Here is a 14,355-nt window from a genome sequence, read left to right on the forward strand (position 1 = left end):
GGCTACAGCGGATTCATATCCAGCACAACATCAGTTCAGACAATAACAGGGTCGGGTAAATGGCAAAGGTATCACTGGAGAAAGACAAGATTAAATTCCTGCTGGTCGAGGGCGTGCATCAAAAAGCAATCGATAGCCTTCGTGCGGCAGGTTACACCAACATCGAATTTCACAAAGGCGCGCTCGATACCGAAGAGCTGAAAGCGTCCATCCGTGATGCCCACTTCATTGGCCTGCGATCCCGTACTCATCTGACTGAAGAGGTTATTGCCGCGGCGGAAAAGCTGGTGGCTATCGGCTGCTTCTGCATCGGTACCAACCAGGTTGACCTGAATGCTGCCGCCAAACGCGGTATTCCCGTCTTCAACGCCCCGTTCTCCAACACCCGTTCCGTGGCGGAGCTGGTGATCGGCGAACTGCTGCTGCTGCTGCGCGGCATTCCAGAAGCGAACGCCAAGGCGCACCGCGGCGTGTGGAACAAGCTGGCGTCCGGCTCTTTCGAAGCGCGTGGTAAAAAGCTGGGGATTATCGGTTACGGCCACATCGGTACGCAGCTCGGTATTCTGGCGGAATCCCTGGGCATGCACGTGTTTTTCTACGATATCGAAAGCAAGCTGCCGCTGGGCAATGCGACCCAGGTTCAACACCTTTCTGACCTGCTGAACATGAGCGACGTGGTGAGCCTGCACGTTCCGGAAAATGCCTCCACCAAAAACATGATGGGCGCGGAAGAGCTGGCGCTGATGAAGCCTGGCTCGCTGCTGATTAACGCCGCGCGCGGCACGGTTGTCGATATCCCGGCACTGGCGGATGCGCTGAAGAGTAAGCATCTGGCGGGCGCGGCCATCGACGTCTTCCCGACGGAGCCAGCCACCAACAGCGATCCGTTTACCTCTCCGCTGTGCGAATTCGACAACGTGATCCTGACGCCACACATCGGCGGCTCTACCCAGGAAGCACAGGAGAATATCGGCCTTGAAGTAGCGGGTAAGCTGAGCAAATACTCCGACAACGGCTCTACGCTTTCTGCCGTGAACTTCCCGGAAGTGTCTCTGCCGCTGCACGGTGGTCGTCGTCTGCTGCACATCCACGAAAACCGTCCAGGCGTGCTGACCGCGATCAACCAGATCTTTGCTGAACAGGGCGTCAACATTGCCGCGCAGTATCTGCAAACGAACTCGCAGATGGGCTACGTGGTTATTGATATCGAAGCGGATGACGATGTTGCCGAAAAAGCGCTGCAGAGCATGAAGGCGATTCAGGGGACAATTCGCGCACGTCTGCTGTACTGATAGTGGCGAGGTAAATGCAAAACGGTAACTGTTGTTACCGTTTTTTTATATTGTCTCCCTCTCCCTGTGGGAGAGGGTTGGGGTGAGGGCATCAGGCCGCACGTTTAATTCACCATTCCCACAACTTCGACGGCGTCACCACCGCCGGCAACGGCACGTCCCACTTCTCCACCGGCAACGCCTCCACGCCCTGACAATCATGCGCATAGCCCACCGGCTGCAATCCGTACTGCTGCCAGTTTTGCAGCGTCCGGTCGTAAAAGCCGCCGCCCATCCCCAAACGCTGGCCCTGTTCATCAAACGCCACCAGCGGTGTAATCAGCACATCCAGCTGTGACAGCGGGAGCACGTCGCGCACGTCGAGTTTCGGTTCGGTGATTTTCAGGCGATTAACCACCAGCTCGCTGTGCGGGTGGTAGTGCAGAAACAGCAAATTTCCCTCGCTGAACGGGTGCAGCACCGGCAGATAGACCTTCTTCCCCGCGCGCCAGAGCTGCTCTATCAGCGGCTGGGTATCCAGCTCTCCATCAAACGACAGAAACAGCGCAACGGTATGCGCCATCACGACAGGGGGATACGCCATCATACGGGCGGCGGCCCGCTGGGCAAAATGCGCTTGCTCATCGGCGGTTAACGCACGGCGGCGCTGACGAATTAACTGACGGATGTCCTGGCGTGAAGCAGAAACTTCAGGGAATTGGGTCATGGTAGTCGGTAGAAGAAAAGAGAGGGAATCTCCGAGATGCCGCCGCAGGCTGTAACCCTTGAACCCTTGGTTCAAGGTGAATGTGTCGTCATAGTTTTAAGGCTTCTCGGACGGACCGAGCATGCTCACCAACCATGGAGCGCCACATTCTTGTGGTATGAAATATCGGCTCAGGGGACTGGCCCGCTTGCGAACATCTCAGAGAAATTTTGTCTTCACAGTTACTCTACCATAGTCAACTGAGAAGTGTTATTCAAACTTTGGTCCCGGTCTTTCGGGATTGCGACCTTGATCAAGCAATGCCTGTTCTATGGTCTGCTGGAGCATTTTAATGCGCTGCTCCATGCTTGCCGCGTAGTCGCGGGTCTTCGCTTTTTCCTGAGTCAGTTCATAGCTGATGTTCAACGCGGCGATGAAAACCAGCTGCTCAGTATTTGTGACTCTAGTGCGTTCTTTTAGATCTTGCAACCGCTGATTCAAATCGTCCGCTGCCTGATTCAAAGCATCCCTTTGTTCAGGCGGACAATTCACTCGCAGTGAACGGCCAAAAATCTGGAGATCGACGGGTTGTGCAGACATGCCACCTTCCTGCTGATTGACTGCGCTGCCTTCGCTTACTGCCCCGGGGGCTGCGAAGGGGCGACACTATAGCTACCCTGATGTGAAGATACAAGCCCTTTTCTGGTATCACCAGGGTCCAAAGTGGTAGCATATCATGAAACTTCCCCCCTTTGATGACGAATGCTCATGTCTATACAGAACGAAATGCCTGGTTACAAGGATTTAAACCAGTTACTGAACCAGCAGGGAGTCGGTTTAACCCCTGCCGAAATGCACGGTCTGATCAGTGGCATGCTGTGCGGCGGAAACAGCGACAGCTCATGGCAGCCGCTGATCCACGACCTCACGAATGAAGGGCTGGCGTTTGGTCACGAGCTGGCGGAAGCGCTGCGTAAAATGCACGCCGCAACCAGCGATTCGCTGGAAGACGATGGCTTCCTTTTTCAGCTTTATCTGCCTGAAGGCGACGACGTCAGCGTGTTCGATCGCGCCGATGCGCTGGCCGGCTGGGTAAACCACTATCTGCTGGGGCTCGGCGTGACGCAGCCTAAACTGGATAAAGTGACCGGCGAAGCGGGTGAGGCGATCGACGACCTGCGTAACATTGCCCAGCTCGGCTACGATGAAGACGAAGACCAGGAAGAGCTGGAAATGTCTCTTGAAGAGATTATTGAGTACGTGCGCGTGGCGGCACTGCTGTGCCACGACAACTTCACGCGCTCACAGCCGACCGCGCCGGAAGTCCGCAAGCCAACCTTACATTAAGAAAAATAACGCACAGGAGGGTGTCATGGTTATCTCGAGTCAAGAGTATTCGCGCCGCCGTCAGGCGCTGCTGGCAACAATGCAGCCGGGCAGCGCCGCGCTGATTTTTGCTGCGCCCGAAGTCACGCGCAGCGCCGACAGCGAATATCCCTATCGCCAGAGCAGCGATTTCTGGTACTTCACCGGCTTTAACGAGCCGGAAGCGGTGCTGGTGCTGATTAAGAGCAATGACACCCACAATCACAGCGTAATTTTCAACCGCGTGCGCGACCTGACGGCCGAAATCTGGTTTGGCCGCCGCCTGGGTCAGGAGGCCGCACCGGCGAAGCTGGGCGTTGACCGCGCGCTGGCGTTTAGCGAAATCAACCAGCAGCTCTATCAGCTGCTTAACGGCCTCGACGTGCTCTATCACGCGCAGGGCGAATATGCGTACGCCGATGAGATTGTTTTCACCGCGCTGGATAAGCTGCGCAAAGGCTCGCGTCAGAATCTGTCCGCGCCCGCCACGCTGACGGACTGGCGTCCGGTGGTGCATGAGATGCGCCTGTTCAAGTCTGAAGAAGAGCTGAATTTGATGCGTCGTGCGGGCGAAATCAGCGCCCTGGCGCACACCCGCGCCATGGAAAAGTGCCGTCCCGGGATGTTCGAATACCAGCTGGAAGGCGAAATTCACCACGAATTTAACCGCCACGGCGCGCGTTATCCCTCCTACAACACCATCGTTGGCGGCGGAGAAAACGGCTGCATTCTGCACTACACCGAAAACGAAAGCGCGCTGCGCGACGGCGATCTGGTGCTGATTGACGCCGGTTGCGAATACCAGGGCTACGCGGGGGACATCACCCGTACTTTCCCGGTGAACGGTAAATTCTCACCGGCGCAGCGCGCGATTTACGACATCGTTCTTGAGTCGCTTGAGACGGCGCTCAGGCTGTATCGTCCCGGTACCTCCATGCAGGAAGTGACCGGCGAAGTGGTGCGCATCATGATTACCGGCCTGGTCAGGCTCGGGATCCTGAAAGGAGAGGTCGACACCCTGATCGCTGAAAATGCGCATCGACCGTATTTCATGCACGGCCTGAGCCACTGGCTGGGGCTGGATGTACATGACGTTGGCGCGTACGGCACGGACCGTTCGCGAGTGCTGGAGCCGGGCATGGTGTTAACCGTGGAGCCGGGGCTGTATATCGCGCCGGATGCCGACGTGCCTGAAGAGTACCGCGGCATTGGCATTCGTATTGAAGACGACATCGTTATTACCGAAACCGGTAACGAAAACCTGACCGCGAGCGTCGTGAAAAACGCTGACGATATCGAGGCGCTGATGGCAGCGGCACGCGCATGAGCGTGATTATCGTTGGCGGCGGCATGACCGGGGCCACGCTGGCGCTGGCCATTTCGCATTTGACGAAAGGCCAGCTTCCGGTGCACCTGGTGGAAGCCGTCGCGCCGCAGACAAAGAATCATCCCGGTTTTGATTCCCGCGCCATTGCCCTGGCACAGGGTACCTGCCAGCAGCTGTCCCGCATTGGCATCTGGCAGGCCATCGCCGATTGCGCGACGGCAATTAAAACCGTTCACGTAAGCGATCGTGGCCATGCTGGCTTTGTGACGCTGGATGCCCATGATTACCGTATCGACGCGCTGGGTCAGGTTGTTGAACTCCACGACGTTGGCCTGCGTCTGTTCCGTCTGTTACAGGATGCGCCGGGCGTCACGCTTCACTGTCCGGCGCGCGTGGCCAGTTTTAGCCGCAGCGAAGATGCGGTCAGCGTAGCCCTCGATAATGGCACCGTTCTCGACGGTCAGCTTCTGGTGGCGGCGGACGGCTCGCGTTCGGCGCTCGGCACGCAGTGCGGCGTCGAGTGGCGTCAGCAGCCTTACGGGCAGGTTGCGGTCATTGCGAACGTCTCTACCGCAGCAGACCACCACGGCAGGGCGTTTGAACGCTTTACGCAACATGGCCCGCTGGCGATGCTGCCGATGTCAGACGGGCGCTGTTCGCTTGTCTGGTGTCATCCGCAGGATAAGGCTGAAGAGGTTAAAGCCTGGTCAGACGAACGTTTTTGTACCGAGCTGCAGAAAGCTTTTGGCTGGCGGCTGGGACGTATTACCCATGCGGGGAAACGTGCGGTCTATCCGCTGTCGTTAACCACCGCATCGCAGTCTGTTTCTCACCGCGTGGCGCTGGTCGGCAACGCCGCGCAGACATTACATCCTATTGCCGGACAAGGATTTAACCTTGGGCTGCGTGATGTCATGAGCCTGGCGGAATCGCTGGCGCTGGCATGGGGTGAGCAAAAAGATTGCGGCGCTTATTCGGTGCTAAGCCATTACCAGAAGCGACGTCAGGCCGATAAAGAGGCGACAATCGGCGTTACCGACGGCTTAGTCCATCTCTTTGCCAATCGCTGGGCGCCGCTGGTTGCAGGCCGCAACCTCGGGCTGATGGCGATGGAATTATTCATTCCGGCACGTGACGTGCTGGCGCAGCGGACTCTTGGTTGGGTCGCGCGTTAAGGAGTTATCACCGTGCAAAATGTTGATGTTGCCATCGTTGGCGGCGGTATGGTCGGGCTGGCGCTTGCCTGTGGTTTACAGGGCAGCGGCCTGCGCGTGGCGGTGCTGGAGCAAAAGCAGCCTCAGCCCGTTGCGCCAGATGCCCCGCCGGAACTCCGCGTCTCGGCGATCAATGCCGCCAGCGAGAAACTGCTGACGCACCTTGGCGTCTGGGCAGATATTGTGGCGCAGCGCGCCAGCTGCTATCACGGCATGGAGGTGTGGGATAAAGACAGCTTTGGTCATATTGCTTTTGATGATGAAAGTATGGGCTATAGCCATCTGGGTCATATCATCGAAAACGCGGTGATCCACCACGCGCTGTGGCAGAAAGCGCAGCAGTGCAGCGATGTGACCCTGATTGCGCCTGCGCAGATCCAGCAGGTGGCATGGGGTGAAAACGAGGCGTTTATCACCCTGCAAAGCGGCGACATGCTGACCGCGCGTCTGGTGGTCGGTGCTGACGGTGCCAACTCCTGGCTGCGGAATAAAGCCGATATCCCGCTGACCTTCTGGGATTACCGCCATCATGCGATGGTGGCAACGATCCGAACAGAGGAGCCGCACGGCGGCGTGGCGCGGCAGATTTTCCACAACGACGGCATTCTGGCGTTCCTGCCGCTTGCCGATCCGCACCTGTGCTCGATTGTCTGGTCCCTGGTGCCGGAGAAAGCCCAGCAGATGCAGGAGGCGGCGCCGGACGCCTTTAACCAGGCGCTGTGCGTGGCGTTTGATAACCGCCTTGGCCTGTGTACGCTTGAAAGCGAGCGTCAGGTCTTCCCGTTAACCGGCCGCTACGCGCGTCAGTTTGCCGCGCACCGTCTGGCGCTGGTCGGTGATGCGGCGCATACCATTCATCCGCTGGCCGGGCAGGGCGTCAACCTTGGCTTTATGGACGCGGCGGAGCTGGTTGAGGAGCTGCGTCGCCTGCATCGCGAAGGCAAAGATATCGGCCAGCATCTCTACCTGCGTCGCTACGAGCGCAGCCGCAAGCACAGTGCGGCGATGATGCTGGCGGGCATGCAGGGCTTCCGCGAGCTGTTTGCCGGCGCGAATCCGGCAAAAAAACTGCTGCGCGACATTGGCCTCAAGCTTGCTGACACCCTTCCGGGTGTTAAACCTCAACTCCTCCGTCAGGCGATGGGTCTTAACGACCTGCCGGACTGGCTACGTTAATTTAGACCCCCGTCACACTTTATTTTCCCGGCCTCTGCGCCGGGGAAATTCCCTCGTTTGAAATATTCTAATTTCACGTCATTTTTCGCATTAGAAAATCTAATCTACGAGATTTTATGTTACGGAAATTCGGCCCATTTTTCCGCACGAAATATCACCATGTGCTAAATCCTGTTAGATCATTGTTAATTTTGTGCGGGGTTAATCGCATTTTTCCAGTGAATAACTCTGTAGGCTTTTTAGCGTTTTTTGGTCATAAGCTAATGTGATGACCCGTTTTACCTTATGGTTAACCGCCGGTTTCGGTGGTAAGTTCGGGTAAAAGAGAACGTTTGCGTCGGCGCCAGGTAACGGGGCCGATACCGGGTTTCACGGTGAATTTTTCAACGAGGACAAGATGGCTCAACAGACTCCTTTGTACGAACAACACGTGTTATGCGGCGCCCGCATGGTGGACTTCCACGGCTGGATGATGCCGCTGCACTACGGCTCGCAGATTGATGAGCACCACGCGGTGCGCACCGATGCCGGTATGTTCGACGTGTCCCACATGACGATTGTCGATCTGCACGGTAGCCGCACCCGGGAGTTTTTGCGTTATCTGCTGGCAAATGACGTCGCCAAACTGAAGACGCCGGGTAAGGCGCTCTATACCGGCATGCTGAATGCCTCGGGCGGCGTGATTGATGACCTTATCGTCTATTACTTCACTGAAGATTTCTTCCGCCTCGTTGTCAACTCCGCCACCCGCGAAAAAGACCTCTCCTGGATCACCCAACACGCCGAACCTTATGCCATCGACATCACCGTCCGTGACGATCTGTCGCTGATCGCCGTGCAGGGGCCGAACGCGCAGGCGAAAGCCGCGTCTCTGTTTAACGACGAGCAGCGTAAAGCAACCGAAGGCATGAAGCCGTTCTTCGGCGTGCAGGCGGGCGATCTGTTTATCGCCACCACCGGCTACACCGGTGAAGCGGGCTATGAAATTGCGATGCCGAACGAGAAGGCTGCTGATTTCTGGCGTGCGCTGGTGGAAGCGGGCGTGAAGCCTGCGGGTCTGGGCGCGCGCGATACGCTGCGTCTGGAAGCGGGGATGAACCTCTACGGTCAGGAGATGGATGAAGGCGTCTCTCCGCTGGCCGCCAACATGGGCTGGACCATCGCATGGGAACCGGCCGATCGTGACTTTATTGGCCGTGAAGCGCTGGAGATGCAGCGCGAGAAGGGCACTGAACAGCTTGTGGGTCTGGTGATGACCGAGAAGGGCGTGCTGCGCGGTGAACTGCCGGTGCGCTTTACCGATGCTGACGGCAATCCTCGCGAAGGCGTGATCACCAGCGGTACCTTCTCCCCGACGCTGGGCTACAGTATTGCACTGGCACGCGTGCCGGCGGGCATTGGCGAAACGGCGGTGGTGCAAATCCGCAACCGCGAAATGCCGGTCAACGTGACCAAACCGATTTTTGTTCGCGCCGGTAAGCCGGTCGCCTAATCATTTTTATCAGGAGAACTTCAATGAGCAATGTGCCAGCAGAACTGAAATACAGCAAAGAACACGAGTGGCTGCGCAAAGAGGCGGACGGCACTTACACCGTAGGGATCACCGAGCACGCGCAAGAGCTGCTGGGCGACATGGTGTTTGTTGACCTGCCTGACGTGGGCACGACCGTTAGCGCGGGCGACGACTGCGCCGTGGCGGAGTCCGTAAAAGCGGCATCCGACATCTATGCTCCTGTGAGCGGCGAAATCGTTGCCGTCAACGACGCGCTGAGCGATTCGCCAGAGTTGGTGAACAGCGAGCCTTATGAAGGCGGCTGGATCTTCAAGATCAAAGCCAGCGACGAATCTCAGGTTGCCGCGCTGCTGGATGCGACCGCGTACGAAGCACTGTTAGAAGACGAGTAATTGTTTATCCCCCTCTCCCTCTGGGAGAGGGCAGGGGTGAGGGTGCCAGTCTTCCCCTCACCCTAACCCTCTCCCAGAGGGAGAGGGAACTTAAATTCACTGCACGTTTCAGGAACCATCGCTCATGACACAGACTTTAAGCCAGCTTGAAAACCGTGGCGCCTTCATTGAACGTCACATTGGGCCGGATGCTCAGCAACAGCAGGAGATGCTGAAGACAGTTGGCGCGGATTCATTAAACGCACTGATCGGCCAGATTGTGCCAAAAGACATCCAGCTTGCCACGCCGCCTCAGGTGGGGGAAGCCACTACGGAATTCGCCGCGCTGGCGGAGCTGAAGGCTATCGCAGGCCTGAACAAGCGCTATAAGTCTTACATTGGCATGGGCTACACCAACGTGCAGTTGCCGCCGGTTATCCTGCGCAACATGCTGGAAAACCCGGGCTGGTACACCGCATACACTCCGTATCAGCCAGAAGTCTCCCAGGGCCGTCTGGAAGCGCTGCTGAACTTCCAGCAGGTGACGCTGGATCTGACCGGTATGGATATCGCTTCCGCCTCGCTGCTGGATGAAGCGACCGCTGCCGCCGAAGCAATGGCGATGGCCAAACGCGTGAGCAAGCTGAAAAATGCCAACCGCTTCTTCGTGGCGGCGGACGTGCATCCGCAGACGCTGGACGTGGTGCGCACCCGTGCGGAAACCTTCGGCTTTGACGTGATCGTCGACGACGCTGACAAAGTGTTGGATCACCAGGACGTCTTCGGCGTACTGCTTCAGCAGGTAGGCACCACCGGTGAAGTTCACGACTACGGCACGCTGATTGCCGAGCTGAAATCCCGCAAAGTGGTTGTCAGCGTTGCCGCCGATTTTATGGCGCTGGTGCTGCTGACGGCGCCGGGTAAACAGGGCGCGGATATCGTTTTCGGTTCTGCGCAACGCTTCGGCGTGCCGATGGGCTACGGCGGCCCGCACGCGGCGTTCTTCGGTGCGAAAGATGAATTCAAACGCTCTATGCCAGGCCGTATTATCGGCGTCTCAAAAGACGCTGCCGGTAACACCGCGCTGCGCATGGCGATGCAGACCCGCGAGCAGCACATCCGCCGCGAGAAAGCGAACTCCAATATCTGTACCTCTCAGGTGCTGCTGGCAAACATCGCCAGCCTGTACGCCGTATTCCACGGCCCGGCAGGCCTGAAGCGTATTGCCAGCCGCATTCACCGCCTGGCCGATATTCTGGCCTGCGGTCTGCAGCAAAAAGGCCTTAAGCTGCGCCACGCTCACTACTTCGACACCCTGTGTGTGGACGTGGCGGACAAAGCGGCCGTGCTGGTGCGCGCGAATGCGGCAGAGATCAACCTGCGCAGCGACATCCACAACGCCGTCGGCATTACGCTGGATGAAAGCACCACCCGCGACGATATCCTGAACCTGTTCAGCGTGTTGCTGGGTGACGCGCACGGTCTGGACGTTGACGCGCTCGACAAAGAGGTCGCGCTCGACAGCCGCTCCATTCAGGAAAGCATGCTGCGTAACGATGCGATCCTGACGCATCCGGTCTTTAATCGCTATCACAGCGAAACCGAGATGATGCGCTATATGCACTCTCTGGAGCGCAAGGATCTGGCGCTGAACCAGGCGATGATCCCGCTGGGCTCGTGCACCATGAAGCTGAACGCCGCGGCAGAGATGATCCCGATCACCTGGCCTGAATTCTCCGAGCTGCACCCGTTCTGCCCGCCAGAGCAGGCGGAAGGTTATCACATGATGATCAACCAGCTTTCCGACTGGCTGGTGAAATTGACCGGTTATGACGCGCTCTGCATGCAGCCGAACTCTGGCGCGCAGGGCGAGTACGCGGGCCTGCTGGCGATCCGCCACTATCACGAAAGCCGCAACGAAGGTCACCGCGATATCTGCCTGATCCCAAGCTCTGCCCACGGTACCAACCCGGCCTCTGCCCAGATGGCGGGCATGGAAGTGGTGGTGGTTGCTTGCGATAAAAACGGCAACATCGATCTGGCCGACCTGCGTGCGAAAGCCGAGCAGGCGGGCGACAAGCTCTCCTGCATCATGGTGACCTACCCGTCTACCCACGGCGTGTACGAAGAGACTATCCGTGAAGTGTGCGAAGTGGTGCATCAGTTCGGCGGTCAGGTTTACCTCGACGGCGCGAACATGAACGCCCAGGTGGGCATTACCTCTCCGGGCTTTATCGGCGCGGACGTGTCGCACCTGAACCTGCACAAAACCTTCTGCATCCCTCACGGCGGTGGCGGCCCGGGCATGGGCCCAATCGGCGTTAAAGCGCACCTGGCACCGTTTGTGCCTGGCCACAGCGTGGTGCAGATTGAAGGCATGCTGACCCGTCAGGGCGCGGTCTCTGCGGCACCGTTCGGTAGCGCTTCTATCCTGCCAATCAGCTGGATGTACATCCGCATGATGGGCGCGGAAGGGCTGAAGCAGGCGAGCCAGGTGGCGATCCTGAATGCCAACTATATTGCGACTCGCCTGAAGTCTGCCTTCCCGGTGCTCTATACCGGCCGCGACGGTCGCGTGGCGCACGAGTGCATCCTCGATATTCGTCCGCTAAAAGAGCAGACCGGCATTAGCGAGCTGGATATCGCCAAGCGTCTGATCGACTACGGCTTCCACGCGCCAACCATGTCGTTCCCGGTTGCGGGTACGCTGATGGTGGAGCCAACGGAATCTGAAAGCAAAGCCGAGCTGGACCGCTTTATCGACGCGATGCTGGCCATCCGCATGGAGATCGACCGCGTGCAGGACGGCGAGTGGACGCTGGAAGATAACCCGCTGGTCAACGCCCCGCACACCCAGCACGAGATGGTGGCAGAGTGGAACCACGGCTATTCCCGCGAGCTGGCGGTCTTCCCGGCAGGCGTGGCAAACAAATACTGGCCGACCGTGAAGCGTCTTGATGACGTCTACGGCGACCGTAACCTGTTCTGCTCCTGCGTGCCGATGAGCGAATACCAGTAATATTATTGGTGTAGTCATAAAGGCCGGGTAAGGCGAAGCCGCCACCCGGCTTTTTTATTGGGAGAAGCGAATGGCAATTGCACTGGTCACCGGCGCCAGCCGGGGAATTGGGAAAGCCACCGCTCTGCAGCTGGCGCGCGAAGGCTACACCGTGGCGGTGAACTATCACCACAACATTAAAGCCGCGACGGACGTCATCAAGCAGATTGTGGATGCGGGAGGTAAATCGTTTGCCGTCCGCGCGGATATCAGTGATGAAGCCCAGGTGCTGGCGATGTTTGACAGCCTCGATCGTGAAGGCGAGCCGCTTCGTGCGCTGGTCAATAATGCGGGCATTCTGTTTGAGCAATCCACTATCGAGAATTTGTCCGCAGAGCGCATTAACCGCGTTCTGGCGACCAACGTCACGGGCTACTTTCTCTGCTGCCGGGAAGCGGTAAAACGCATGTCCTTCAGGCATGGCGGCAAGGGTGGTGCGATAGTGAACGTCTCTTCCGCCGCGTCGCGCCTGGGCGCGCCGGGTGAATATGTGGATTATGCCGCGTCGAAGGGGGCGGTGGATTCGCTGACCACCGGGCTATCGCTGGAGGTGGCGGCGCAGGGCATTCGCGTCAACTGCGTACGTCCGGGTCTGATTTATACCGATATTCATGCGTCCGGCGGAGAGCCGGGGCGGGTAGATCGCGTGAAATCGTTGCTGCCGATGCAGCGCGGCGGCCAGCCGGAAGAGGTGGCGCAGGCGATTGTCTGGCTGCTGAGCGAGAAGGCGTCGTACGTAACGGGCAGTTTTATTGAGTTGGCTGGCGGGAAATAAGCCCCTCACCCTAACCCTCTCCCAAAGGGAGAGGGGATCAATCGTAGGCCGGTGCAAGCGTAGCGCCGCCCGGCGTTAAAGTTTCTCGCCGTTGCTGGCAATCACTTCCTTATACCAGTTAAAGCTCTTCTTGCGGGAACGCGACATGTCGCCCGTGCCGTCGTCGTGCTTGTTCACGTAGATAAAGCCGTAGCGCTTGCTGTACTGGCCGGTGGTGAACGACACGCAGTCGATGCAGCCCCACGGCGTGTAGCCCATCAGATCCACGCCGTCGTGCGTCACGGCTTTGATCATCTCTTCCACGTGGGCACGCAGGTAGTCGATGCGATAGTCGTCGTTGATGCTGCCGTCTTCTTCCACCTTATCGTAGGCGCCAAACCCGTTTTCCACGATAAACAGCGGTTTTTGATAGCGTTCGTACAGTTCGCACAGGGCATAGCGCAGGCCCACCGGATCAATCTGCCAGCCCCAGTCGGACGCCTTCACGTGCGGGTTCGGCACGCTGCCTTCGAAGCCGGAAATCGCATCGCCGGTACCGCCTTCCGCTTTCACCGCGTTGGTCATGTAGTAGCTGAAACCTAAGTAGTCGCAGGTACCTTCACGCAGGATCTGCTCATCGCCTGCCTCCATTTTGATGGAGAAGCCGCGGCGCTCCCACTCGTTCAGCACGTAGGACGGGTAGTAACCACGCAGCTGGACGTCGGTAAAGACATAGCGCTCGCGCATGGATTCCTGGGCGAACATCACGTCTTCCGGTTTGCAGGAGAACGGATAGAGCGCCACCATCGCCAGCATGCAGCCGACCTTCATCTCCGGGTTGATGCGGCGCGCGGCTTTCACCGCCAGGGCGCTGGCCACAAACTGGTGGTGCAGGACCTGGTACATGGTCTCTTCCGGATTGTCATGTTCGGTATAGACCACGCCCGAGCAGCAGTAACCGAACAGCGGCGCGCGCCAGTTACGCTGGTTATTGATTTCGTTGAAGGTCATCCAGTATTTGACCTTGTTTTTGTAGCGCTCAAAAACCACTTCCGCGAAGCGCACGAAGAAATCGACCACTTTACGGTTGGTCCAGCTACCGTACTCCTGCACCAGGTGCAGCGGCATTTCGAAGTGGGAGAGGGTGATCACCGGTTCGATGTTGTATTTCAGCAGCTCGTCGAACATGTCGTCGTAGAACTTCAGCCCCTCTTCGTTTGGCTGCGTTTCGTCACCTTTCGGGAAGATGCGCGTCCAGGCGATAGAGGTGCGGAAGCACTTGAAACCCATCTCGGCAAACAGCTTGATGTCTTCTTTATAGTGGCCGTGGAAGTCGATGGCCTCGTGGTTTGGGTAGTATTTACCCGGTACTACTTCCTGCGTGATTTCGCGCGGGACGCCGTGCGCGCCGCCGGTCAATACGTCACAAATGCTTGGCCCTTTGCCGCCTTTGTTCCAGCCGCCTTCAACCTGGTGAGCGGCAACCGCGCCGCCCCATAAAAAATCTTTTGGTAAGGTTAATTTTTTCATCGCTGCTCTTCTCAATAAATGGCTTATTGGCATCGAGTCTAGCAAAGCGAAATTGAATGTCACGATATAA

Annotated in this window: 12 protein-coding genes and 1 other RNA gene; 9 read left to right on the forward strand and 4 right to left on the reverse strand. The window is 58.0% G+C overall.

Annotated elements, in window-relative coordinates; genetic code table 11:
- Positions 1–59 precede the first annotated feature (59 nt).
- Positions 60–1,292: a phosphoglycerate dehydrogenase gene (gene serA / locus BJ885_RS14900; RefSeq protein WP_121932215.1), complete on the forward strand. Its 1,233-nt coding sequence runs from the start codon at positions 60–62 to the stop codon at positions 1,290–1,292.
- A gap of 109 nt (positions 1,293–1,401) precedes the next feature.
- On the opposite strand, the gene BJ885_RS14905 is transcribed toward serA, so the two are convergent.
- From BJ885_RS14905 to zapA, 3 genes are all read right to left on the reverse strand, one after another.
- Entirely contained in the window at positions 1,402–1,998 is a 597-nt protein-coding gene (locus BJ885_RS14905) for a 5-formyltetrahydrofolate cyclo-ligase (protein WP_029739213.1), read from the reverse strand.
- A 24-nt stretch (positions 1,999–2,022) separates the two neighbouring features.
- Positions 2,023–2,206, reverse strand: a non-coding RNA gene (gene ssrS / locus BJ885_RS14910) — 6S RNA.
- Between the two features lie 41 nt (positions 2,207–2,247).
- Positions 2,248–2,577, reverse strand: a complete 330-nt coding sequence (gene zapA / locus BJ885_RS14915; RefSeq protein ID WP_006811891.1) for a cell division protein ZapA — start codon at positions 2,575–2,577, stop codon at positions 2,248–2,250.
- A 168-nt stretch (positions 2,578–2,745) separates the two neighbouring features.
- Between zapA and BJ885_RS14920 the strand changes: the two genes are divergently transcribed.
- The 8 genes from BJ885_RS14920 to BJ885_RS14960 all read left to right on the forward strand — a co-directional run bounded on the left by BJ885_RS14920 (position 2,746) and on the right by BJ885_RS14960 (position 12,776).
- Positions 2,746–3,324 carry a YecA family protein gene (locus tag BJ885_RS14920; RefSeq protein WP_029739212.1) on the forward strand — a complete coding sequence of 193 codons (579 nt, stop codon included), beginning with the start codon at positions 2,746–2,748 and terminating at the stop codon, positions 3,322–3,324.
- 31 nt (positions 3,325–3,355) lie between these two features.
- Positions 3,356–4,669 carry a Xaa-Pro aminopeptidase gene (gene pepP / locus BJ885_RS14925; protein ID WP_029739211.1) on the forward strand — a complete coding sequence of 438 codons (1,314 nt, stop codon included), beginning with the start codon at positions 3,356–3,358 and terminating at the stop codon, positions 4,667–4,669.
- Positions 4,666–5,844 (forward strand): 2-octaprenyl-6-methoxyphenyl hydroxylase, encoded by a 1,179-nt coding sequence (gene ubiH, locus BJ885_RS14930; RefSeq protein ID WP_121932216.1) that lies wholly within the window; start codon positions 4,666–4,668, stop codon positions 5,842–5,844. The genes pepP and ubiH overlap by 4 nt, the downstream gene beginning before the upstream one ends.
- A 12-nt stretch (positions 5,845–5,856) precedes the next feature.
- On the forward strand, positions 5,857–7,059 hold the full coding sequence (ubiI, locus tag BJ885_RS14935) for an FAD-dependent 2-octaprenylphenol hydroxylase (RefSeq protein WP_121932217.1): 1,203 nt from the start codon (positions 5,857–5,859) through the stop codon (positions 7,057–7,059).
- Between the two features lie 397 nt (positions 7,060–7,456).
- Positions 7,457–8,551: a glycine cleavage system aminomethyltransferase GcvT gene (gene gcvT / locus BJ885_RS14945; RefSeq protein WP_121932218.1), complete on the forward strand. Its 1,095-nt coding sequence runs from the start codon at positions 7,457–7,459 to the stop codon at positions 8,549–8,551.
- Positions 8,552–8,574: 23 nt separating this feature from the next.
- A complete protein-coding gene (gene gcvH, locus BJ885_RS14950; RefSeq protein ID WP_008499718.1) occupies positions 8,575–8,964 on the forward strand; it encodes a glycine cleavage system protein GcvH in 390 nt (129 codons plus the stop codon).
- A gap of 124 nt (positions 8,965–9,088) precedes the next feature.
- Entirely contained in the window at positions 9,089–11,962 is a 2,874-nt protein-coding gene (gcvP, locus tag BJ885_RS14955; protein ID WP_121932219.1) for an aminomethyl-transferring glycine dehydrogenase, read from the forward strand.
- A gap of 70 nt (positions 11,963–12,032) precedes the next feature.
- Positions 12,033–12,776, forward strand: coding sequence for an SDR family oxidoreductase (locus tag BJ885_RS14960; protein WP_121932220.1), 744 nt, complete (start codon positions 12,033–12,035; stop codon positions 12,774–12,776).
- A gap of 75 nt (positions 12,777–12,851) precedes the next feature.
- On the opposite strand, the gene bglA is transcribed toward BJ885_RS14960, so the two are convergent.
- The gene (bglA, locus tag BJ885_RS14965) at positions 12,852–14,285 is read right to left on the reverse strand and encodes a 6-phospho-beta-glucosidase BglA (RefSeq protein ID WP_121932221.1); all 1,434 of its coding nucleotides are present in this window, start codon (positions 14,283–14,285) and stop codon (positions 12,852–12,854) included.
- Between the last annotated feature and the right edge of the window lie 70 nt (positions 14,286–14,355).

The organism is Enterobacter sp. WP_7_1, assembly GCF_003688535.1.
GTDB lineage: Bacteria > Pseudomonadota > Gammaproteobacteria > Enterobacterales > Enterobacteriaceae > Enterobacter > Enterobacter asburiae.

Excerpts from the sequence above, each read along its gene's own strand:
- serA (WP_121932215.1), top strand. The coding sequence starts at position 60 with ATGGCAAAGGTATCACTGGAGAAAGACAAGATTAAATTCCTGCTGGTC.
- BJ885_RS14905 (WP_029739213.1), bottom strand. The coding sequence starts at position 1,998 with ATGACCCAATTCCCTGAAGTTTCTGCTTCACGCCAGGACATCCGTCAG.
- zapA (WP_006811891.1), bottom strand. The coding sequence starts at position 2,577 with ATGTCTGCACAACCCGTCGATCTCCAGATTTTTGGCCGTTCACTGCGA.
- BJ885_RS14920 (WP_029739212.1), top strand. The coding sequence starts at position 2,746 with ATGTCTATACAGAACGAAATGCCTGGTTACAAGGATTTAAACCAGTTA.
- ubiH (WP_121932216.1), top strand. The coding sequence starts at position 4,666 with ATGAGCGTGATTATCGTTGGCGGCGGCATGACCGGGGCCACGCTGGCG.
- gcvT (WP_121932218.1), top strand. The coding sequence starts at position 7,457 with ATGGCTCAACAGACTCCTTTGTACGAACAACACGTGTTATGCGGCGCC.
- gcvH (WP_008499718.1), top strand. The coding sequence starts at position 8,575 with ATGAGCAATGTGCCAGCAGAACTGAAATACAGCAAAGAACACGAGTGG.
- gcvP (WP_121932219.1), top strand. The coding sequence starts at position 9,089 with ATGACACAGACTTTAAGCCAGCTTGAAAACCGTGGCGCCTTCATTGAA.
- BJ885_RS14960 (WP_121932220.1), top strand. The coding sequence starts at position 12,033 with ATGGCAATTGCACTGGTCACCGGCGCCAGCCGGGGAATTGGGAAAGCC.
- bglA (WP_121932221.1), bottom strand. The coding sequence starts at position 14,285 with ATGAAAAAATTAACCTTACCAAAAGATTTTTTATGGGGCGGCGCGGTT.